The 20215-nt window shown below is 70.1% G+C and carries 19 protein-coding genes and 4 pseudogenes; 11 read left to right on the forward strand and 12 right to left on the reverse strand.

What is annotated here, in order from left to right; all coding sequences use genetic code 11:
• Positions 1-224 (reverse strand): annotated as a pseudogene (locus ACFVXJ_RS00005) (3'(2'),5'-bisphosphate nucleotidase CysQ); the annotation flags it as partial.
• A gap of 138 nt (positions 225-362) precedes the next feature.
• Between ACFVXJ_RS00005 and ACFVXJ_RS00010 the strand changes: the two are divergent.
• Entirely contained in the window at positions 363-1268 is a 906-nt protein-coding gene (locus tag ACFVXJ_RS00010; RefSeq protein WP_389656040.1) for a LysR family transcriptional regulator, read from the forward strand.
• Positions 1269-2072: 804 nt separating this feature from the next.
• The gene (locus ACFVXJ_RS00015) at positions 2073-3491 is read left to right on the forward strand and encodes an alpha/beta hydrolase family protein (RefSeq protein ID WP_389658508.1); all 1419 of its coding nucleotides are present in this window, start codon (positions 2073-2075) and stop codon (positions 3489-3491) included.
• Between the two features lie 108 nt (positions 3492-3599).
• On the opposite strand, the gene ACFVXJ_RS00020 is transcribed toward ACFVXJ_RS00015, so the two are convergent.
• On the reverse strand, positions 3600-3776 hold the full coding sequence (locus ACFVXJ_RS00020) for a hypothetical protein (RefSeq protein ID WP_389094736.1): 177 nt from the start codon (positions 3774-3776) through the stop codon (positions 3600-3602).
• Between the two features lie 156 nt (positions 3777-3932).
• Positions 3933-4241 (reverse strand): hypothetical protein, encoded by a 309-nt coding sequence (locus ACFVXJ_RS00025; RefSeq protein ID WP_389656043.1) that lies wholly within the window; start codon positions 4239-4241, stop codon positions 3933-3935.
• Between the two features lie 414 nt (positions 4242-4655).
• Here ACFVXJ_RS00025 and ACFVXJ_RS00030 point away from each other — a divergent pair, with 414 nt between their 5' ends.
• From ACFVXJ_RS00030 to dmpI, 3 genes are all read left to right on the forward strand, one after another.
• Complete coding sequence (locus ACFVXJ_RS00030) at positions 4656-6986, forward strand: Orn/Lys/Arg decarboxylase N-terminal domain-containing protein (RefSeq protein ID WP_389656046.1); 2331 nt, start codon at positions 4656-4658, stop codon at positions 6984-6986.
• A 76-nt stretch (positions 6987-7062) separates the two neighbouring features.
• Positions 7063-7953: a LysR family transcriptional regulator gene (locus tag ACFVXJ_RS00035; protein WP_389656049.1), complete on the forward strand. Its 891-nt coding sequence runs from the start codon at positions 7063-7065 to the stop codon at positions 7951-7953.
• 115 nt (positions 7954-8068) lie between these two features.
• Positions 8069-8251 (forward strand): 4-oxalocrotonate tautomerase DmpI, encoded by a 183-nt coding sequence (dmpI, locus tag ACFVXJ_RS00040; protein WP_389656052.1) that lies wholly within the window; start codon positions 8069-8071, stop codon positions 8249-8251.
• Between the two features lie 196 nt (positions 8252-8447).
• On the opposite strand, the gene ACFVXJ_RS00045 is transcribed toward dmpI, so the two are convergent.
• Complete coding sequence (locus ACFVXJ_RS00045) at positions 8448-9275, reverse strand: DUF2182 domain-containing protein (protein WP_389656055.1); 828 nt, start codon at positions 9273-9275, stop codon at positions 8448-8450.
• A gap of 200 nt (positions 9276-9475) precedes the next feature.
• On the opposite strand from ACFVXJ_RS00045, the gene ACFVXJ_RS00050 reads away from it, so the two are divergent.
• A complete protein-coding gene (locus ACFVXJ_RS00050; protein ID WP_389656058.1) occupies positions 9476-10129 on the forward strand; it encodes a DUF1326 domain-containing protein in 654 nt (217 codons plus the stop codon).
• Positions 10130-10209: 80 nt separating this feature from the next.
• Here ACFVXJ_RS00050 and ACFVXJ_RS00055 read toward each other — a convergent pair whose 3' ends face one another.
• Together ACFVXJ_RS00055 and ACFVXJ_RS00060 are read right to left on the reverse strand one after the other, a co-directional pair.
• Positions 10210-10758, reverse strand: coding sequence for an NIPSNAP family protein (locus tag ACFVXJ_RS00055; RefSeq protein WP_389656061.1), 549 nt, complete (start codon positions 10756-10758; stop codon positions 10210-10212).
• Positions 10755-11222 carry a hypothetical protein gene (locus ACFVXJ_RS00060; RefSeq protein ID WP_389656064.1) on the reverse strand — a complete coding sequence of 156 codons (468 nt, stop codon included), beginning with the start codon at positions 11220-11222 and terminating at the stop codon, positions 10755-10757. The genes ACFVXJ_RS00055 and ACFVXJ_RS00060 overlap by 4 nt, the downstream gene beginning before the upstream one ends.
• 56 nt (positions 11223-11278) lie before the next feature.
• Here ACFVXJ_RS00060 and ACFVXJ_RS00065 point away from each other — a divergent pair, with 56 nt between their 5' ends.
• Positions 11279-12208, forward strand: a complete 930-nt coding sequence (locus ACFVXJ_RS00065) for a helix-turn-helix transcriptional regulator (RefSeq protein WP_389656067.1) — start codon at positions 11279-11281, stop codon at positions 12206-12208.
• A 178-nt stretch (positions 12209-12386) separates the two neighbouring features.
• Here the strand turns inward: ACFVXJ_RS00065 and ACFVXJ_RS00070 are convergent, their stop codons facing one another.
• The 3 genes and pseudogenes from ACFVXJ_RS00070 to ACFVXJ_RS00080 form a co-directional block, all read right to left on the reverse strand.
• On the reverse strand, positions 12387-13652 hold the full coding sequence (locus ACFVXJ_RS00070) for a hypothetical protein (RefSeq protein WP_389656070.1): 1266 nt from the start codon (positions 13650-13652) through the stop codon (positions 12387-12389).
• Complete coding sequence (locus ACFVXJ_RS00075) at positions 13639-14025, reverse strand: hypothetical protein (protein WP_389656073.1); 387 nt, start codon at positions 14023-14025, stop codon at positions 13639-13641. Before ACFVXJ_RS00075 ends, ACFVXJ_RS00070 begins: the two co-directional genes overlap by 14 nt.
• 225 nt (positions 14026-14250) lie before the next feature.
• Positions 14251-14597: pseudogene (locus tag ACFVXJ_RS00080) on the reverse strand (FtsX-like permease family protein); the annotation flags it as partial.
• Positions 14598-14658: 61 nt separating this feature from the next.
• Between ACFVXJ_RS00080 and ACFVXJ_RS00085 the strand changes: the two are divergent.
• On the forward strand, positions 14659-15165 hold the full coding sequence (locus ACFVXJ_RS00085; protein ID WP_389656076.1) for an EF-hand domain-containing protein: 507 nt from the start codon (positions 14659-14661) through the stop codon (positions 15163-15165).
• A 418-nt stretch (positions 15166-15583) separates the two neighbouring features.
• Complete coding sequence (locus tag ACFVXJ_RS00090; protein ID WP_389656079.1) at positions 15584-15751, forward strand: hypothetical protein; 168 nt, start codon at positions 15584-15586, stop codon at positions 15749-15751.
• A 774-nt stretch (positions 15752-16525) separates the two neighbouring features.
• Here ACFVXJ_RS00090 and ACFVXJ_RS00095 read toward each other — a convergent pair.
• Positions 16526-17170 carry a TetR/AcrR family transcriptional regulator gene (locus ACFVXJ_RS00095; RefSeq protein WP_389656082.1) on the reverse strand — a complete coding sequence of 215 codons (645 nt, stop codon included), beginning with the start codon at positions 17168-17170 and terminating at the stop codon, positions 16526-16528.
• A 141-nt stretch (positions 17171-17311) separates the two neighbouring features.
• Between ACFVXJ_RS00095 and ACFVXJ_RS00100 the strand changes: the two genes are divergently transcribed.
• Positions 17312-17704 carry a VOC family protein gene (locus tag ACFVXJ_RS00100; RefSeq protein ID WP_389656084.1) on the forward strand — a complete coding sequence of 131 codons (393 nt, stop codon included), beginning with the start codon at positions 17312-17314 and terminating at the stop codon, positions 17702-17704.
• 112 nt (positions 17705-17816) lie between these two features.
• The gene (locus ACFVXJ_RS00105; RefSeq protein ID WP_389656087.1) at positions 17817-18413 is read left to right on the forward strand and encodes a dihydrofolate reductase family protein; all 597 of its coding nucleotides are present in this window, start codon (positions 17817-17819) and stop codon (positions 18411-18413) included.
• A gap of 187 nt (positions 18414-18600) precedes the next feature.
• On the opposite strand, the pseudogene ACFVXJ_RS00110 reads toward ACFVXJ_RS00105, so the two are convergent.
• Both ACFVXJ_RS00110 and ACFVXJ_RS00115 read right to left on the reverse strand, forming a co-directional pair.
• Positions 18601-18882: pseudogene (locus ACFVXJ_RS00110) on the reverse strand (VOC family protein); the annotation flags it as partial.
• A gap of 243 nt (positions 18883-19125) precedes the next feature.
• Positions 19126-20101: pseudogene (locus tag ACFVXJ_RS00115) on the reverse strand (IS481 family transposase).
• Between the last annotated feature and the right edge of the window lie 114 nt (positions 20102-20215).

The raw sequence follows: 20215 nt of genomic DNA on the forward strand, positions 1-20215 counted from the left end.
CAGGCGGCCTCCGGGCGCAGGCTCGTAAGGCGGGGGCGCAGGATGTCCAGGGCAGTGTCGTCGTTGACGGCGAGCGCACGCATCAGCTCGTCACGGGTCCGGTAGCCGACCACCTCTCCGAAGCGCTCGCGCAGCGCCGAACCGGCCGCCCGCACGGCGTCCGCGGTGCGGTCGAGCAGGTCGGCGGTGGAGACGCGGTGGGTGGTCCCAAGCGTTTCGGACATGGTGGTGCTCCTGTCTGACGAGGGGGTGATGGAGCCGGTCGCGGCCGCGTTGTGCGTTCCGTCTTGCGCTCTTCCTCGAAGGTATCCACCTCTACGGTTAACAACAACTGCATGTAAAGCACGACTAGGATTACTCCCATGCAATTGGATTTGAACCTGCTCACCGCGCTGGACGCGCTGCTGGAGGAGGGCAGCGTGGCCGGGGCAGCCGCGCGCCTGCACGTCACCGCCCCCGCGATGAGCCGGAGTCTGGGCCGGATCCGGCGCACGACCGGCGACCAGATCCTGGTGCGCACGGGCCGCACGATGACCCCGACGCCCTATGCGATCGCCGTCCGGGAACAGGTGCACGAGCTGCTGCACCAGGTCCAGGGGGTGCTGGCACCGAGCCGTGAACTCGATCTGGCGACGTTGGAGCGCACTTTCACGCTCCGCTGGCACGACTCCCTGGTCGCTTCGAGCGGTCCCGCGCTGCTCTCGGCCGTACGCGCCCAGGCGCCGGGGGTGCGCTTGCGCTTCGTCGCGGAATCGAACGTCGACACCCCCGGGTTGCGGCGCGGCGAGGTCGACCTGGAGGCGAACGCCAACCCCCCGAACGCGCCGGACATCCGTACCGAGAACGTGGGCGAGACCCGCCTCGTCATCGTCGTGCGGAAGGGGCACCCTCTCACCCGCGTCAGGACCGTCACCGCGAAGCGGTACGCCGCCGCCGAGCACGTCACCGTCTCGAGACGCGGGAACCTCGGCAATGTCCTCGACGACGTCCTCGCACCCCTCGGCCTCACCCGCCGCGTGGTGGCGACCGCGCCGACCGAAGCGGCCGCGCTGGAGTTCGCACGAGACTCCGATCTCCTGGTCACCGTCCCCGAAGCCACCACGCGCTCGGCGGTCGCCGACCTCGGCCTGGTCGTACTCACCCTCCCCCTTGAACTCCCGCCGGCGCGCATGTACCTGTCGTGGCATCAGCGCTACGACACCGACCACGCCCACGCCTGGCTGCGCGGGCTGGCACGGACCGCCCTGGCCGTGGACGGAGCATCTTGACTTCCGTTCCCCTCCCTAAAGGGAGGGGATGCCCACCACGGTCGGCTGACCGTCTCGGTGGGTTCCTGCTTCCTCGCGCGGACCGGATGGACGAGGCCGAACCCTGGCTGCCAGGCTGCGCGAAGCCGAGCCGTGGCTGCGGCGCGCGGGCGACGCCGGTGACGTCACGTCCATGGTCAACTGGGGTACCTGCACTTCCACGGCGGGCGCAGCGCCCGCCCACCGCCGTCAGGGTGACTTGTCGTCAGCCGCGTTCGACCGCCTTGACGCCGGCTTCGGGGAGATGGTCGCGGCCGCCCGCCGTGGTCCGCGTGGACTGCCTGCTCCGGCGCAGCGAACCGCGTCGCGTCGGGAGTGGGCATAGGACCGGTCTGTCTGGGTAGCCGTGACGCTACCGATCGGGGAAGGGCCGTGAACGCCTGGGGAGGTTACACCGCCCCTCCCCGCCGGTCTCCGCCGCACGACATACGCGGCACGGCTGTACCGGCTCCCCGAATTGTCGGCCCTCCGCTCGGCAAAGCGGGAAGGACCGGCTTGAGCCCGCGGTCCTGGCCTGCGAGAGCCAATTCGGTCACGAGCCTGAGTCCGACCATCCCCTTGCGCGGTCGAGGGCGATGCGCGCTCGGCCGGGGCGGGCACGGGAGTCTTCCCGAGACCGAGGCGGTGGGTGGATGCGACTCTGGTCGCAGGGGACGTGCCCCGGACTGCGACTTCGGTTGCACGCGACGGCGACCCGGGAGCGATGTGGTGGGGCTGCTCCGCACCAAGGATGGTCGGGTGACCGAAATCATCACGGGACTGCACATGTCCCCCCTGGAAATCCTGGTGTTGCTGGGTGCAGTCGCGTTGGTGCTGGCGCGCTGGCTCCCTCCCGCCGCCCGCCCATCCGTCACGATCGCGGCCTGCTCGGGTCTCGTGCTGTCCGTGCTCGTGCTGAGTGTGGTGGGGCTCCGGTGGCAGATGTGGCCGGTACTGGCAGGCGCCGCCCTCGTGTTGCCGTTCTCAGTCCTTCCTGTGCTGCGACGCCGTCTCGGTCGGCCGGTGGGGCGCGCCCGGTGGTGGCTGGCGTTGCCGGGATCGGGGGTCTGCATCGGCCTGATCGCGACGGGGCCCGTGGCCGCCTGGGCCTGTCCCGTACCCGTGTTCCCCCAGCCGACAGGCAGCTTCGCGGTCGGCACCCGCGTAATGCAGTGGACCGACCCGAACCGCCCGGAGACCGCCACCGCCGCACCCGACGACCGGCGCACCGTCGTGGTCCAGCTCTGGTACCCCGCGCGGACGAGCCCCACAGCCACGCAGCCGGCCCAGTACCTCGGCCGCACGCGGCAGGAGGCGCGCACCGTCTCGGACGCCCTCGCGCGCTACGCCGGCCTGCCCGGCTTCCTGGTCGACGGTGTTCCGCGGGCCCACACGCATTCGGTCTTCGACGCCCCGGTGGCCGACGGGGCCGGACGGTTCCCCCTCGTGTTGTTCTCCCCCGGGCTGGGCGGAGTCCGCACGCAGAACACCGCCTGGGCAGAGGAACTGGCCGGCAACGGCTATGTGGTCGCCGCCCTCGACCACCCCTACGACTCCGCCGCCGTCGTCCTGACCGACGGACGAACGATCAACACCGAGGTCGCCTCCACCGGAGACGACGACGAGGACGACAAACGGGCCGCTGAAACAACGCGCATACGGGCCGCCGACCTGAGCTTCGTCCTCACTCAGCTGGACCGTCTGGACCGAGGTGAGATCCCGGGCCCGCTGACCGGACGTCTGGACACCGGCCGGGCCGCGGTGACCGGCCACTCACTTGGTGGCGGCGCAGCACTCCAGGCAGCCCGCCAGGACAGCCGGTTCGCCGCCGTCATCGACATGGACGGCTACCCCCGCGACCCCGATCCGCGTCCCTTCCACCAGCCTGCGCTCGCGCTCACCCAAGCCATCGGCCCGCAAACCGACTCGCGTTACATACCCCGCCTCACCGAGGTCCTCAAGCTCAGCACCGCGACGAGCTACCGGCTCACCATCCCGGGCGCCGCACACCTCACGTTCACGGACGCCCCCCTGTACCTGCCGCCGGTGCCGTCGGTGGTCGGCTCTCTGGGCCGCACGCAGAGCCCGCGCGTCGTCGCCGCAACGACCCTCGCCTTCCTGAACACGACCCTGCGGCAGGAACCCGGTGACCTGGCCGGCGTCCTGTCGACCTACGGCGACCTCAGCGTCTACCACGACCGCTGACCGGCCGTGCCGCCGCAACCGAGGGCACGGCCGATCCCGCTTGTCTCCCGCTCTTCGGCACGGACGGTTATGAAGCCAAGTCACCCCATTCGATGGCCGTCCCGAGGTTCAGCGGCGTCGGCCGCGGGTGGTCCAAGCGCTGCCCACTCCGGCCACGTGGAGAGCGAGCAGCATCAGGCCGAGGATCATGAAATTGCCGGACGAGAACACGTGGTTCGTCGAGATCTCCGCCGCGTTGATCAGGAAGCTGATGAAGAACAAGACCGCGGCCGCGATACCAAGCATCACTGCTCCTTCCAGAAGGTGGGGCGCGTCTTCCCGCACATCGCGGCCTCATGCGGGCGTCGCGGCATCCGCGGAGCGATCCGGCCCGTACGGGCGCGCCCGCGGGAACGCGCATGACGGAGCCCCGTGTACGGCCTCGCGGGCGGCGGCCCCGATTCAGAGGCGATGCCCCTGGGCGGCGAGCCAGCGGTGGACAGCCGACTTGTCGGAGACGCTGATGCGGGTGGGTCCCGTCCGCGTCGGACCGTCCTCCTCGTTGAAGGCCGTGTCAGTGACACGAGCCGTCACCCAATCGGCCAACTCGCGCGCGGCCTCGGCCGACAGACGCCGGTGCTCCCAGTCCTTCCCGGCTTCGTCGGCCGTGGGGGAACCGTGCACCCCAGCCTCCCGCAGCCATACCGGCACGAGCCGTTCGACGACCTGTTCGTCCGACAGCGCGGAGGACTCCTCGCCTGATTCACTCATCCTCGTAGGCTGACAGCTCAGGCCCTGACCGCCGCTCTCACACTCCACCCGATCCCCCTGATGCCACACCACGGCACTCGGCTACGCCCCCGGCACTCTGCCGTGAAAGCGCGGATCAGGCCGGCGCGTACTGGTCACGTGTCAGACGGGGAGGAGCGTGGTGCTCTCGGCCTCGACCAGGGTGACGATCAGGCGTGCGGTGCGTTCATCGTCCGAGTCCCTGGAGTGCCTCCGCGGCGATCGAGTCCGCAACAGCCGGCGGGATGCGGGGACGCCGTCATCCACCCTGGCCACCGGTCGCCGCCTGCCGCCCCTCGTGAGGGTGAACGAAGGCCGACAACCGTACGACGGCGGCGGACTGGCCGAAGACTGTTCGGCGAGCACTTCGGGCGACTGCGTACAAAGGCGGATGACATGACGGACGGTGTGGTCCTGTTGGCACTGCGGGAGAACCCGCTGGGCGGCGGCGCCGACGGTGAGCAGTTGCGACGGATCGGGAAGGAACTGGAGAACCGGGGTCTCACCGTGCGGTGGGCCCGCGACGTACGGGAAGCCCGTGCCGTGATGCACACCGAGACGGGGCTTTCGGCGGCGCTGGTCGCCTGGGATCTCCAGACCCATACGGACGCCCCGGCGGCGGAGGGCGGGGGCGGCGCGGTGCTGCGGCAGATCGAGCGGCGCTTCAGGAACCTGCCCGTGTTCCTCGTGATGTCGGACGAATCGGAGCACGATCTCGAACGGCTGCCTCTTTGGGTGTCGGAGGCGGTCATCGGTTACATCTGGGCCCTGGAGGACACTCCCGCCTTCATCGCCGGGCGCGTCACCGCCGCGGCACGCGGTTACCGCAGGGACGTGCTGCCGCCGTTCTTCAAGGCGCTGCGCAAGTTCGACGACGCGCACGAGTACTCCTGGCACACGCCCGCCCACGCGGGCGGCGTGGCCTTCTTGAAGTCCGCGGCCGGGCGGGCCTTCTTCGACTACTACGGCGAGCGGCTCTTCCGCAGCGACCTGTCGATCTCCGTTGGTGAGCTCGGTTCGCTGTTCGAGCACAGTGGCCCCATCGGGGAGGCCGAGCGCAATGCGGCCCGGGTCTTCGGCGCGGACCGTACGTACTTCGTCCTGCACGGCGATTCCACCGCCGACCGCATGGTGGGCCACTACAGCGTGACCCGCGACGAGATCGCCCTGGTGGACCGCAACTGCCACAAGTCGGTGCTGCACGGGCTCGTCATCTCCGGCGCCCGGCCGGTGTACCTGGTTCCGACCCGCAACGGCTACGGCTTGGCCGGCCCGCTGCCACCGACCGAGATCAGCCCCTCGGCGGTACGAGCCCGAATCGCGGCGAACCCGCTGACCGAGCAGGCGGTTTCGCCCGAGGCGACGTACGCCGTACTGACCAACTCGACGTACGACGGCCTGTGCTACGACGCCGTGCAGGTCGCCCACACCCTGGCCCCCAGCACGCCCCGGCTGCACTTCGACGAAGCGTGGTTCGCCTACGCACGCTTCCACCCCCTCTACGCCGGCCGTTACGGGATGGCCGTGGGGCCCGACACCTTCGCGGGGCCGCTGCGCCCCACGGTCTTCGCCACGCAGTCGACGCACAAGCTGCTGGCGGCGCTCTCCCAGACGGCGATGGTGCACGTGAAGTCCGCGCCCCGCGCACCGGTCGCGCACGAGCGGTTCAACGAGGCGTTCATGATGCACGGCACGACCTCGCCGCTGTATCCGGCGATCGCTTCGCTGGACGTGGCGACCGCCATGATGGACGGGCCGCAGGGCGAGTGGCTGATCGAGGAGGCCATCACCGAGGCGGTCCGCTTCCGCCAGGCCGTCGTGCGTACCGGTCGCCGTATCGCCGCGGCCGGTGACCGGCCGGACTGGTTCTTCGGGGTCTGGCAGCCGGAGACCGTCACCGATCCCGCCACGGGCGAACGCATCGCGTTCGCCGACGCGCCACCCGCTCTGCTGACCCGCGATCCCGGCTGCTGGCAGCTCGAACCCGGCGCGGCCTGGCACGGGTTCTCCGACCTGAGCGAGGGCTACTGCCTGCTCGACCCGGTCAAGGTGACCCTCACCTGCCCCGGCGTCACCGCGACCGGCGTGACGGGTGAGTGGGGCATCCCCGCTCGAATCCTGACCGCCTACCTCGCCACCCGCGGGATCGTCGTGGAGAAGACCGACACCTACAGCACGCTGGTCCTGTTCTCCATGGGTATCACCAAGGGCAAGTGGGGAACCCTGATGGACGCGCTCATGGACTTCAAAGCCCTCTACGACCGCGACGTGCCGCTGCACCGCGTCCTGCCGGAGCTGAGCGCGCAGTTCCCTCGCCGCTACGCCAAGACGACCTTGCGCGCCCTGTGCCAAGAGATGCACGAACACCTCACCCGGGCAGATCTCATCAGCGCCTTGGACACCGCCTTCCGGCAACTGCCGCGACCCGTCGCGCCACCACAGCACTGCTACCAGCAGCTCATTCGCGAAGGCACTCGGCGGGTGCGGCTCGCGGACGCCGCGGGCCACGTCGCGGCCGCGATGGTCACCGTCACGCCCCCCGGCATCCCGGTCCTCATGCCGGGCGAAGCCATCGGCACCCAGGAGGGGCCGCTCCTGCGCTACTTGGGCGCCCTTGAGGCGTTCGACCGGCTCTTCCCCGGATTCCACAGCGAAGCGCACGGCGTCACCATCGATCCGGAATCCGGCGACTACCTCATCGAATGCGTCCGGCCGAACGCGCGATAGGAGCGGACGACGCCGGGGAAGTCCTCCGCAGTTCGGCGGCGGCGCGTCGGCGGCGGCCGACGGATACAGTCAGGCGATGGAACTGCGGCAACTGAGCTACTTCGTCACCGTCGCCGAGGAACTGCACTTCGGCCGGGCCGCCGACCGACTGCACATCGTCCAGTCAGCGGTCAGCCAGCAAGTGCAACGACTGGAACGGGCGTTGGGAGCCACCCTCTTCGACCGCTCGCCGCGCCACGTGCGGCTCACCGGCGCCGGAGAGCGGCTTCTGCCCGAGGCGCGGGCCGTGCTCGCCGCCGCCGAACGCGCCAGGGCCGCCGTGCGCGAACGGACCAGCCTGCGCCTCGGCACCAGCACCGGCCTCGGTGACCACCTGGACCGGGTGCTCGGGCAGTTGGCCGTTCAGGCCCCCGACACAGCGGTACAGCTGGTTTCGACCGCGTCCCGCGACCGCTTGGAGCAGGTCGCGGACGGCCGCCTTGACGCCGCCTTCGTGCGTTCCCTGGCGCCCGCCCCGGGGATGCGCATCCTGCACCTGGGGAACGACCCCCTGGTGGCAGCCCTGCCGGCAGTCCATCCACTGGCCCGCGAGACGGACGTGTCCATCACCGACCTGGCCGGCCTACAGCTGTGTATGACGGCCCGGCGCAACAACCCGGCCTTGGTCGACCTGGTCGTCGGAGCCTGCCACGCGGCCGGCTTCGAGCCGGTGCCCGGTCCGGTCAGCGGATCCCTACAGGACATCCTCGCCACCATCGGAACCGGCTCCATACCGATGTGGACCGTGGTGTACGCGGCTCACGCGCGCGTACTGCTCAGCCCTCGGGTCGCCTTCCGCCCGTTCCGGGCCCCCGAGCCGGCCCTGCCCATCGGCCTCGCCGTCCGCCGCGACACCCCCTCGGCCGGTCTACAGGCGCTCCTGAAGACGCTCACGACCCTCCCCACCAGCAACGATCACGAATCCTGATCGTTGCGGTCGCAGTCTGCTCCTTGGTCGGACGACACCGATCGGATGGACTGGGGTCACGCCGGTGAGCGACCCGGAAAGGCCGGGAAGCCGCCGCTGGAAGAGGAGTTCCGCCATGCCCATCGTCACCGTTCAGCAGGGTCCCCGCGACGTCCGGCTGAAGCGAGAGCTCGTCAAGCAGATCACGGACGCGTTCGTCGACGCGTACAAGATCCCGGCCGAGGCGGTCCAGGTGTGGATTCACGAGGTCCCGGCGGACAGCTGGGGCGCCGCCGGCACACTCACCGCCGACAAGTAGCACGCCGCCCGTACGGGGCGTCGGAAGATGCGGTGGGCATCGATGGGCGCCGTGACCATCGAGTCCACCGCACCGTCCGCGGGGAGTGCCACCAGGCCCGAGGGCGTCTTCGGACCGCCGACAAGGCCTGAGGCGCCGAGAAGCCCGCACGCGGACGGGCTTTTCAGTGGACCGGCGTCACGGTTTCCGCGCGCCTTCAGGGGCGGAGCATCTCCGTCATGGGTGACTGCGGCGGGATCAGGCCCGGCAGCAGCCAGGGCTGGAAGAGGCTCAGGACCGCGAGTACGAGGAAGGCGACCCCGACGACGTGCGAGAAAAGGGGCCCCAGCCGCCAGAGCTTCTCCACGAAGATCACCACGGCCACCGCGGCCATCGCCAAGACGTTCATGACGCCCAGCGGGACGAGCACGACCATCAGCCCCCAGCAGCAGCCCACGCAGTACGCCCCGTGGTGCGCCCCGACCCGCAGATCGCGGGCCCGGGGGCGGAAGCCCGCGTAGCGCGCGAGTTGACCCATCGGGCTCCGGCAGTGCCGCAGGCAGAGTTCCTTCCACGGGCCGAACTGGTACAGCCCGGCGACCAGGAAGGCCCCGGCGCCGATCCAGCGCCCGGCGCCCGGGTGCTCGTCCACCAGGGCCCCGGTCCCGGCGAGGAGCCCGTAGGCGATCAGGCCGAAGGCCGTCCAGGCCAGCAGGTACCCGCCGACGAACTGGGCGGTACGAGCCACCCGCACGACTGCCGTGGGCGACTGGCGCCCGATGGCCCGCGCCCAGGTGAGGGCCACCGGGGCCACCGACGGGAACATCATGGCGATCATCATGACCAGCCACAGCAGCAGGAACAGCGCGACGCCCATACCCATGGTTCCCGGCTCGACCCCCATGCCACGTGCCTGGTCGACCACCAGCACCCAGGCGAGGAGGGCGATCGACGCCATCACGGACCAGGCGAAGGCAAGCTGCCGGACGGACAGCAGATTCGCCGGACGCAGAGGGGGTGACAGGGCCTTCCGGTCGAGGCGCACACCTCCAGCACATCACGGCGGAGCCGCGTGTGCGCGCGGGAACGCGTGTATGCGGAAAACACCTCCTCCGGGCGACTTCTGGAGTGGGACAATCGGGATGGATACCCCGTACGACCCGGGCGTGGGCCGGCGATGGTTCCCGGGGGCCCTGCCGTCCTCCCGAGACCGACGTCCCGGCACGGTCACGAGGAGGCAGGGAGATGTCCGAGACGACGGCGAGCGTTCCCCGGTGGCACGCGGCGGGCGACTGGTTCGACACCTGCAAGTGCAGCGTGCCCTGCCCCTGCTCGTTCGCACAGCTTCCCACCTACGGCGATTGCGACGGCATCCTGGCCTGGCACATCCGCGAGGGCCGTTACGGTGACGTACGGCTGGACGGCCTGAACGTGCTGATGCTGGGCTCGTTCGTCGGCAACCTCTGGGCCGAGCACACGGACGCGTACGCCGCGGTCTTCGTCGACGAGCGCGCCGACGAACCGCAGCGCGAGGCGCTGCAGATGATCTTCGGTGGACAGGCGGGCAGTTGGCCCGCCGAGCTGGTGGGCATGTTGGGCCCCGAAATGCGCGGCATGGAGTTCGCCCCCATCGAAATCGAGGTCGCCGATGACCTCGCGAGCTGGCGGGCCGTGGTACCGGGCCGGGTCGAGGCGAGTGCGGTCGCGCTCACGGGACCCAACACCCCGGAGGGTGCGCGCGTCCAGTCGACCAATCTGCCGGGTGCGGAGACCGGACCGGGCCAGGTCGCGACCTGGGGCCGCTCGACGGCGGACCGCGCCGATGCCCACGGCTTCCTTTGGAGCCGCGAAGGCCTGTCCAGCAAGCACATCACCTTCGACTGGACCGGGCCCGACTAGCCAGGTCGGCTCTTTCGGACACGTCGCGCGGCGCGGTCCACCCTGTGGCGGGCAGGTCTCGTGGCAGTGGCAGTGCGGGGCTACGTCGTCACGGGTTCCAGACGCAGCTGCCGGGTCGGCCAGGGTGGTGGCTCGGCCGGGCCGAACCAGATCCGAACGTCCTCCCCCGTACGGACGGGCAGCAGGGGGTAGTCGTTTTCGGCGCGCTCGGTGCGGTGCAGCGCATGGCGCGCACCCAGGTGCCGGGCGGCGTAGGCGTCGAACGCAACCGCGTCGGACGGCCGGCAGACGCTAGCGACCACCTCGCGGGTACCCGACTTCGCGGTAAAGCCCGGGCCGCGCAGGAACCGAACGTCGTCGCTGTCGATCATGGTGGCATTGGCCGCGTCGCGGTTCTGCTGCCAGACCGAGCCGGTGTAGAACGCCTCCAGCGAACGCCGACGGTGCCTCATGTCGGGGAAGGCGCGCAGCCAGACGAAGCGGTCCGGGTCGTCGAGGTCGCGGAATCGGCCGCCGACCGCGATGCCGACCGCTTCCTGACCGGTCACGAACTCGCGCTCGAACAGCTCGATCAGCGTTTCTCGGGTGCCGGGATGCAGCGGGTACTGCCGGAGTTCGACGATGCTCATGCGGTGGCCGCCCCGGCACGGGTGAAGTCCATGATCCAGTTGAGCTCCCAGGTGAGGCCGCCGTCGGCGGAGAACTCCTGCTCCCAGCGGGCGGCGTCCGGGCCGAGGCGGTACCAGGTGAAGTGCACTCGGATCGGGCGGCCGTCGTGGGTGTCCTCGCCGTGGAAGTCGCCTCGGTCACCCGTGAAGCCACCGATCACCGGGGGATCCAGTCGGCCGGTCCGGCTGTCGGACCAGTGGATCGACCAGCGCTGCGTCTCGCGGTCGAACAGTCGTAGGGTCACGCCCTGGCGGCCCAGGGTGGGAAAGCCGAGTTCCTCGATGTTGCCGGCTCCCCCGAACAACGGCCGTACCACCGCATGGCCCGGAAATTCCACCCAGTGGGCCGGGCCCGAGCCGAGCGGTGCGGTGAGACGGCGATTGGCCACGTCCCAGCAGCCGTGCAGGAAGTCGAAGTCGTCCATGCGCCGCAGGCTAGGGGCACTCCCCTGACATCCGGTGTCAGGGGATACTGGGCGGCATGCGCGCGAGCCGACTGGTCACCCTGCTTCTGCTGCTCCAGAACCGGGGCCGGATGACAGCCCAGCAGCTGGCCGAGGAACTGGAGGTCTCCGTTCGTACGGTCTACCGGGACATCGCGGCGCTCGGCGCGGCGGGTATCCCGCTGTACGGCGACGCCGGCCACCAGGGCGGCTACCGACTGCTCGAGGGCTACCGGACCCGTCTGACCGGACTGACCGCAGCCGAGGCGCAGGCCGCGTTCCTCGCCGCGCTCCCCGGCACCGCCGCCCAGCTCGGACTCGGCGAAGCGCTCGCCACCGCCCAACTCAAGCTGCGGGCCGCCCTCCCGGCGGAGCTGCGCGAGCACGCCGGGCGGATTCAGGAACGTTTCCTGCTCGACGCCCCCGGCTGGTACGGCGACGCGGACCGTGCGCCCCACCTGGCCGCGGTCGCCGCCGCGGTGTGGGCGCGGCGGGCGGTGGTCCTGCGGTACCGGCGTTGGCGGGCGCCGGAGGAGATCGAGCGGCGGGTGGAGCCGTACGGGCTCGTACTCAAGGCCGGCCGCTGGTACGTGGTCGCCGGCGGGCCGTCCGGCATCCGGACCTACCGTGTCGACCAGATCAGCGAATTGCGGTCGCTGGACGAAGAGTTCGCTATTCCGGACGGGTTCGACCTGGCCGCGCACTGGAACAGCTATCTGATCGACTTCCAAGTCCGGCGCCACACAGGGGAGGCACTGGTACGGCTCACCCCGGAGGGCGCCCGCCGTCTCGGTGTGACACCCGAAGGTCGCGGATGGACGGAGACCCGAGTGCCCATCGAATCGATCGACCACGCCCACGGAGAGTTCCTGCGGCTGGGTAGCGACATCGAGGTCATGGCACCGGCCGAACTCCGCGACCGCATCGCCGAGACGGTACGGACCTTGGCCACCCGCTACGCGGGGTGACCCCGGCAGCCTGAGCCAGATCCCACACGAACACAGAGCACTCGACCGGGTTCAGCCGCAGAAGACCTCCGCCCAACCCAAAGTATCGCCGATCAGGCACGACGAACCGCCGAACCACCTCCTGCGCTGCTGCCACAGGCCGCCGACGGCACGGTAATCGGCGGTGCCGAGCCGGTCGTCACCGCCCCCGTACGGCTTCGGCGCGCAGGGACATGGCATGCGCCGCACGCACCGCCGGGTCACCGGCCTCCAGCAGCTCGGCCATGATCCGGCCGTCGGGGACCTTGAACCTGACTGCTTCCGGGGCGGTCCCCATGCGCAGGACCCCGAGGCCCTCATGGCACGCCGCCATCACGGCGTAGAAGCGCATCTCGCGGTCGTACGCGGCCTGCAGGGCGGGCATGCTCCGCGGGTCGTAGTGGAGGGATGACACGGGCACGGCGTTGTACCCCTTGGGCACCTGCCCGAACTTTCCCCCGGCGGCGTCGATGTTCAACCCGTTCAGGCCGAAGGCGCAATGCAGCCAGCCCTGTTCCTCCAGGCGTGGCCACATGCTGTACGTCTCCGGCTCGACGGCGGAGGTCATCGCGCCGGCGACGGAGAACACCTGGCGTCGGACCATGGGGTGCGCGTAGATGCCCTCGACGTACGACCCCATGTGCTTGCGGTGGGCGTCGAACAGGGCGTACAACGCGGTCACGGCGTAGGACAACCTGAAGTAGGCCGTGGCCGGACTGAATTCCCAGCCCTTCTCGCGCGCCGTGAGCCGTCCGATGTCCTGGGCGAGCATCGTCCAGTGCGTCGCCATGACGTCCGCGTCCGTCTCGGCGAACCGTCTGAAGTACCGCTCGTCCTCGGGCGTGCGCACCACGTCGAGATCCTTCATGGCGCGCAACTGCGGGCCGTGTTGGCGGTAGACGTGTGCGGCTTCGTGGCCGATGACGTACATCAGGGCCAGGGACGTCATGGAGGCGACGTCGTATGCGGCATCCGGTGTGCGGATAACGGAATGCAGCGCCTCCAGTTCCTTCCGCCAGTCCGTACGCGCCCCCGCTGTCCCGAACAGCGGATGCAGTCCCCGGGGCAGTCGCCACAGGGACTCCCACTCGGCGTCCACATCACCGAGGACCAGCATGACCTTGCTCCCCAGCAGGTATCCGCACAGGAGGTCTGCGAGGACGTAGAACCGGCAGACGAGCCCGAGGGGAATCGTGATCACGTGGTGGTCCGGGGTGATCTCCTTGGCCCGGCAGGTGAAGAACGGGGAGTCGACCAGTTCCACGGTGGTCCGGACACCGATGGCGGTGTCGAAGGCCGACAGTTGTGTACGCATGACCATGAGCGAGAGTCGGCACGCCTCCACGGCGTCCTCGGACATGAACGAGGGGAAGCCGGCCGGGCTCACCGGCCCGCCCATGGCGTCGAGGAAGTCAGCGGCTTCCACTCTGCCCGTGTCCTTGCCCCCGCGTCCCGGTTCCGCACAGCCGGTGGAGTCCCGCATGCACGACCTTCACGGCCAAGACGGTGGCCGGCACGTCCAGCCCGAGCCGCGCGTGCAGGATGGCGTCGACGACGGCGGCGGCCAGCAGCCGGTTTCCCTCGCCGGGGTTCTCCGCGGCCCGCAACACGGCGGGATTCGCGCAGACGGCGTCGCGCAGCCGTCCCTGAAGGGAGGTGAACCACCGACGTGCGATGAAGAGGCGCTCCTCGTCGTCGTCCTCCCGGCTGCCGAAATCCTCGCCGATCAAGTGCCGGGCGATCAAAAGGTCGATCTCGTGTTCGGGCAGTTCCAGAAGCTCCGCCAGCCCGTTCGGCATGTTCCCCCCAGAGGTGCGCGTTTCCCCCAGTGTGCCGTTCACAGGCAGCCGGGCGGGGACGATTCGGCGAAACCGCCGCCTCCCTCCGACCGCCTCCACTGCCGGCGCGGGCGCACTCATTTGCGGCTGGGGACACGACTCCTACCCGGCCTCGAACGCGTGCGCCGGGCGGATGGGTGGTCCGCCCGCTCGGGTGCGGTTCGGCGTCCGCCTCGACCACGGCGTTCACCTCGTCCAAGGCCTGGCAGGCGCCGGAAGGCCACCCGGAAGTCGCCCTAACCGGGCGCATCGCGGGCGGTGAATATGCGTCACCGACAGCGCCGCCATGCCGACCAGGTTGACCCCGGCGACCATCGCTCCCGGCAGTCCGCCGACGAAGTCCACCATCAGCGCCTCGGCGCCCACCAGCCGCAGTACCTGCACCTGGTGGCGCCGGTGAGACGCAGCACGGCCAGTTCGCGGACCCGGTCGGAGGTCGCCATGACCATCGTGTTCGGCAGTGAGATGCCGGTGTAGAGGAGGGCGGTCCCGAGGACGAGGAAGAAGCCCATCCGGGCCGTCCGGTGCTGATCACTCTCCGGGTTCAGTAAGGTACAAACCGTTACTACGCAAGTCGCGATGAAGGGAAGCCGCATGGACCTCAGGACCGCCTTGGACCGCATCTTCCGCATGCTGGACGTGGATGGCGACGGCGTGATCTCACGCCAGGAGTACCTTGCCCGCCCGCGGCGGGCAGCGAAGCAGCTGGGACGCGACGCGGGAGATCCTCTCGTCTCCAAAGCCCTCTCGCTGCACGAGCGTGTCTTCGCGTCGATGGACGCGAACGGGGACGGGATGGTGACCTTCGAGGAGTACGCGGCCTGGGCAGGCGCCGAGGCATTCGAGGACGTGTGCCGGGAGGCGCTGGGGTCCTTGTTCGATCTCGCCGACACCGACGGCGACGGCACCCTTGACCGCACGGAATTCGCCCGGCTGCGCGAGGTACTGGGCAACAGCGCCGACAACGCCGCGGAGGCGTTCGACGCCCTGGACAGCGACGGCGACGGGCGCATCGACCGCGACGAGTACCTCACCGCGATCCGCGCCTTCGTCACGGACGGCACCTCGCCCATGTACGACGCCCTGGTCACCACTCGCTGATCTCCAACACGGGCAGCGGCTCTGCGGGCTCGACCGGAATCCTCGCAGCGGCGGGGTGAACAAGCCGGTACCGCAGACCCACCCCACGCACCCTCCCGCCGCGCCGGGGCGGCGGGAGAACAGGCAGCCACCCCTCACGGTGCAGCCGCCGCCGGCACCACAACACGGACAGCGACTCGTCACCACACCGCGCCGGCCAGAAAGCACGTGGCCACCACCGGGGCCAGGCGTGTCGGCGTACCGCTCGGTGCGCCCATGCAGTGTCGACGAACGTCGTCAAGCCGACGGGGAGTCGCCGAAGTGGTTCAGTGCGGCCCTGCTTGCACGAGTCTCGGCAACGATCACAGGCAGCTCTGGATCGCGGGCGTCCACTGAGGCGTCCGGGAACGGGATGGGCTCCCGGACAGCGGGAACCGCCGTGGGTGACCCTCCCGGCCACGCCTTGGGGCGCGGCGGCGTCGCGCAGCCGGCCCAGACCGGCCGGGTTGAAGTCGGTGGCCAAGACGGAGCCTTCGCGGGCAAAGCACAGTGCGTCACGGCCATGGCCTGCGCCCGGTTCCAGTACCTCGCGGGCATCGGCCGCTGAGGTCCGTAGCCGACACCCGGGCAGATTCCTCACCAGCAGCAGTGATGGCGTACCGGCCGTTGCGCGGCACGCCCCTCGCTCGGGTCTCGGTTCCAGGTGAGCACAGCCCCGTGTTGCGAGCCTGTCGGCGGGCACGAGCGAAGGCATGACTCTGCTCCTGCTGTTCCTGCTGCCGCTCGGCTTGGCCCTCGTGCTGCTCATGACCACCGAACCCCCGCGCCAGGGCCGACACCGCAATCACTGAACAGACCGGCGTAGGACCGCCAAGGCAGGGGCCAGGCCGAGGTCTCCCCTTCGGCCAGGGCTGAGGGCATGCCGGGTGCCTGCCCGCCAGGTCCCGGTCATCCGCCGGCTGTCATCGGTGAAACCGGGTCCCGGCTGTGTGGCGGTGTGCCTACTGGGCCCGGTGGAAGCGCGACGCCCTGCCGGACGGCGACAGGCGGCGCGTTCGCGGCGAGGAGCCCCCCGGAACCGAACAGATGCGCGGCGAACGCCGCGGCGTTGCCCGGCGTCCGCTTCGCCCGGCCTGCGCTCGCGATCCTCGCCGGGGTGTGCCAGGGGCCGCCCTCCTCAAGGGCGGCCCGCCATCCGACCTGGTGCGAACGGCGCGCACACCCTTCCTGCCGCCAGGAACGGGGAATTCGCCGACCGCCTCTCTCCCGCGAAGCGCACCGCGCGCCTGCGCCTGCCCCTGCTGAGCACCCAATAGCCGGACGGCATCCTCACCGCCACCTGCGAACGTACGCCGCCCTCACCGTCCTCACCGCCCTCGCGTCACGTGGTGGCGTAGTCGGACAGGGCGGGCTCCAGGAGGTCGAAGGATCGGGTGGCTTCGAGGGTGATGGTCTGAGCGATCCGCTCGTTGGGGTGGCCGGCGAGGGTGAGGTCCTGGATGCGGTGGAACAGCACGCGGTGGACGGCGCCGAGCAGTGCGGCGGCGGTTCGGACGGTGATGTCGTCACTCTGGGCGCCGGTGGCTGTGCCGAGCGCCTGGGCGAGGTGGTGTTCGCGCTGGTCGTGGAGGCCGCGTAGGCAGGTGCTCAGGGTGGGGCTGTCGGCGACCATGCGGGCGAAGTCCTGGCCCGAGAACCCCGCGATCGGGTCCCGGGTGGCGACGGCGCCGGCGAACGCGCGGCGCAGTGCGGCCAATGCCGACTCCCCCGGGTGTCGAGCCGCGACGGCGTCGGCCAAGGAGGTGGCGAACTGCTCTTGGCGGTCCAGAGCCAACTCTTCTTTCCGGGGAAAGTAGTTGGTGACCGTCTTCTTCGCGACCCGGGCCGCGGCGGCGATCTCGGCGATCGTCGTCTGCTCGAAGCCTCGGGCGATGAACAGTCTGGTCGCGTGGTCGGAGATGAGTCGCCGGGTCTCCTGCTTCTTCGTCTCACGGAGTCCGGGGGCGGCCGGGAGCGGAGTGGACATGGCCCAATCTTACCCTCGTAGCATTTTTACGTTGACCCCCTCTCCAGTCCAGGTTAAGTTACTACCGTCGCAAGTTTGCCACCGAAGCACATTTATTCGACGCCGGGCCACTGCCCCGCCTCACCCCACCGAGGGAGACCTGTGCAGTTCACCGCCTCCACCGTCTCGCTGACCGTCGACGACGTCACCGCCTCGCAGAAGTTCTTCACGACCCATCTCGGATACAACACGCGGCAGGCCGTCGACGGCTTCGCGTCCCTGTCACGCGAGGACGCCGTCGACATCGTCCTACTCGCCCGCGGCACCGAGGTGCTGCCACCCGAGCAGCGTGACCAGCGCGCTGCCGGCCTGATCCTGGCTTACACCCTCACCTCCGGCCTGGAGGAGCAGGAGAAGCTGCTGCGCGACGCCGGGGTCCCCATCACCATGCCGCTACGCCAAGAGCCGTGGGGCGAGCGCCTGTTCCAGGTCACCGATCCCAACAACGTGATCGTGCAGTTCGTCGAATGGGCCACCGCCGCCGAACACCACTGACCACACCCCGACGCGGAATGCCAAGCTTGCCCCCCATCCGACCACCGTTCACCCGCCCGCCGCCCACGACCGCGTGACGCACCGGACAGCGGAGCGAAGGAAAGGAACCCACGTGCGCAGACTCGTCCACTACATCGCCACCACTCTCGACGGCTTCATCGCAGGCCCCGACGGCGCGGACCCCACCGGCCCCAACGGCTTTTGGCCCATACCGCAGGACTACATCCAACATCTCGTGGCCGAGTATCCGGAGACACTGCCCGTACAGGCCCGCCAGGCCCTGTCCGTCACCGCGGAAGGCACGCACTTCGACACGGTGCTCGAGGGACGGCGCAGCTACGAGATCGGGCTCGCGGCCGGAATCACCGACGCCTATCCCCATCTGCGCCACCTGGTGTTCTCCCGGACCCTGACCGAGAGCCCGGACCCGGCCGTCGAGCTGGTCGCAGACGACCCGGTGGCGATCGTGCGCAAGCTCAAGCAGCAGGAGGGCAAGGACATCTGGCTGCTCGGCGGCGCCGAACTGGCGGGCTCCCTCTACGCCGAGATCGACACACTGATCCTCAAGCTCGCCCCGCTGACCATCGGCGACGGAATCCCGCTGTTCTCCCGCCACGCCGCCTTCGACCCACGCACCTGGACGCTCGCCGACCACACCGTCCTCGAAAGCGGCGCGATCTTCCTCACCTACACGCGCAGCAACGGCTGAGCGCTCTTGGTGGGCGGCACCTGTCCGGGGCCGCCCGTCGGCACACCCCGGACGAACAGGACCGGGCAGACACCCTGCGAGGTCCTCGCGAGGGGTTCGATGCTGGGGGGCGTCAAGCCCGCGCAGCGGTGGGAATCTCCGCCAGGCCCACGGGTAGCCCACGGTCGGTACATGCCCCGGAACCACGTCACCGGTCCGGGATCGACTGGGTGAGGTTCACCGGGTTGCCATCGGGGTCTTGGATGTGGGCAACACACTGTCCCCATGGCATGTCGTTGGGGCCGCCGCGGACCGAGCCGCCCAGCGCCACCACCCGGCCGAGCGTCTCGTCGACGTCGTCGACTCCGGTGCTGAGCAGGATCCGCGACGCCGCCCCCGTCCCCAGGCCCACCTTGGTCACCAGCCCGAGGTCGGTGTCGCCGATGCGCAAGCCGAGGTAGAAGACCGGGCCTTCCTTCGGCACCCGGAAGCGCGGCGGGCGCGGTTCACGCGGGCTTGCGGGCCAGCACCAGGCGCCGCCGCGGAGTCCCGCCCACGCCCGGCACGAGCACCCCGAGACGAGGCCCACGCCACCGCGCTGACCAGCCGCTTCGAAGAGGCGGAGGTTCAGTCAGCTACTCCACCGAAGTTGAGCCGAAACCCGAGAAACGACAGCACCCGGACACGAGATCCGGCGGATCCCAAGCACGGCGGAAAGCGAACGGTGCATGGCTCAGGGCAGTGCGGCCCCCTGACAGGTGTATTGACCCGCGGGGTTGTTTACGCGGCTGATGGGTGGGTTGCCGTCCAAAGCGGTGTGGCAGCGGTGGTGGTTGAAGGTGTGGAGGAAGTCTGCCAGGGCTTCGGTCCGGGCGCTGTCGCTGGTGTAGGGCCGCAGGTAGGCTCACTCGTCCAGCGGGGTGCGGTTGAAGCGTTCGACTTTGCCGATGGTCTGCGGCCGGTAGGCGCGGGTGAGTTTGCCGCTCACGCCCAGGTCGGCCAGGACGGCTTTCCAGGTCAGCCCCTTGCGGAGGCCCAGGCGTTGTCAGTCAGGACCCGCTCGATGCGGGTGATGCCCTGGGAGTGGAAGAACGCGGCGGCGCAGGCGAGGAAGCCAGCGCAGGTGGCGACCTCCTCGTCGGGGTGGATCTCGCTGTAGACCAGGCGGAAGTGATCGTCGACGGCGGAGTGGCCACAGGAGAAGCCGACGGCGACCTTCGTCTTCCGTCCGGCCGGACGGCCGAGGATCTTGTGGCCGCCGCCGTCGGGGATCCGGCCGAGTTTCTTGACGTCGACGTGGACGAGTTCGCCGGGACGCTCGCGTTCGTAGCGGCGGATCACGATGCCGGTCGGCCGGTCCATCCAGGCCAGCCGGTTGAGGCTGCGGCGGGTCAGGATCCGGTGGACGGTCGAGGCGGGCAGCCCCAGGATCGGGCCGATTCGGGCGGGGCCGAGCTTGCGGGTTCGGCGCAGGTCGCAGACTCTCGCCTCGATGTGGGCCGGGGCGCGGTGGGTGGCGTGCGCGGCCGGCTGGAGCGGTCGTGGAGGCCCGCGTCACCCTCGGCCGGCCACCGGCGGACCCATTTGTGGGCGGTGGCCCGCGATATGCCCAACTCGGCGGCCACGTGGGCGACCGGGCGGCCCGATGCCACCCGTTCGACCAGTAGGCGCCTACCGAAGACGGTCAGCCGGGCATTCCGGTGGGACACGAAGACCTCCGTTGTCGGCGTACACCTCACTGTGCCCAGACAGGTACGGCGAAACGTGCACACCTTACGCATGTGTCCGAGGCCCGTACGCCATGATCAGCGCTGCGGGGAGCG

This window comes from Streptomyces sp. NPDC058279 (genome assembly GCF_042881255.1).
GTDB lineage: Bacteria > Actinomycetota > Actinomycetes > Streptomycetales > Streptomycetaceae > Streptomyces.

Excerpts from the sequence above, each read along its gene's own strand:
- ACFVXJ_RS00010 (WP_389656040.1), top strand. The coding sequence starts at position 363 with ATGCAATTGGATTTGAACCTGCTCACCGCGCTGGACGCGCTGCTGGAG.
- ACFVXJ_RS00015 (WP_389658508.1), top strand. The coding sequence starts at position 2,073 with ATGTCCCCCCTGGAAATCCTGGTGTTGCTGGGTGCAGTCGCGTTGGTG.
- ACFVXJ_RS00020 (WP_389094736.1), bottom strand. The coding sequence starts at position 3,776 with ATGCTTGGTATCGCGGCCGCGGTCTTGTTCTTCATCAGCTTCCTGATC.
- ACFVXJ_RS00025 (WP_389656043.1), bottom strand. The coding sequence starts at position 4,241 with ATGAGTGAATCAGGCGAGGAGTCCTCCGCGCTGTCGGACGAACAGGTC.
- ACFVXJ_RS00030 (WP_389656046.1), top strand. The coding sequence starts at position 4,656 with ATGACGGACGGTGTGGTCCTGTTGGCACTGCGGGAGAACCCGCTGGGC.
- ACFVXJ_RS00035 (WP_389656049.1), top strand. The coding sequence starts at position 7,063 with ATGGAACTGCGGCAACTGAGCTACTTCGTCACCGTCGCCGAGGAACTG.
- dmpI (WP_389656052.1), top strand. The coding sequence starts at position 8,069 with ATGCCCATCGTCACCGTTCAGCAGGGTCCCCGCGACGTCCGGCTGAAG.
- ACFVXJ_RS00050 (WP_389656058.1), top strand. The coding sequence starts at position 9,476 with ATGTCCGAGACGACGGCGAGCGTTCCCCGGTGGCACGCGGCGGGCGAC.
- ACFVXJ_RS00055 (WP_389656061.1), bottom strand. The coding sequence starts at position 10,758 with ATGAGCATCGTCGAACTCCGGCAGTACCCGCTGCATCCCGGCACCCGA.
- ACFVXJ_RS00060 (WP_389656064.1), bottom strand. The coding sequence starts at position 11,222 with ATGGACGACTTCGACTTCCTGCACGGCTGCTGGGACGTGGCCAATCGC.
- ACFVXJ_RS00065 (WP_389656067.1), top strand. The coding sequence starts at position 11,279 with ATGCGCGCGAGCCGACTGGTCACCCTGCTTCTGCTGCTCCAGAACCGG.
- ACFVXJ_RS00075 (WP_389656073.1), bottom strand. The coding sequence starts at position 14,025 with ATGCCGAACGGGCTGGCGGAGCTTCTGGAACTGCCCGAACACGAGATC.
- ACFVXJ_RS00085 (WP_389656076.1), top strand. The coding sequence starts at position 14,659 with ATGGACCTCAGGACCGCCTTGGACCGCATCTTCCGCATGCTGGACGTG.
- ACFVXJ_RS00095 (WP_389656082.1), bottom strand. The coding sequence starts at position 17,170 with ATGTCCACTCCGCTCCCGGCCGCCCCCGGACTCCGTGAGACGAAGAAG.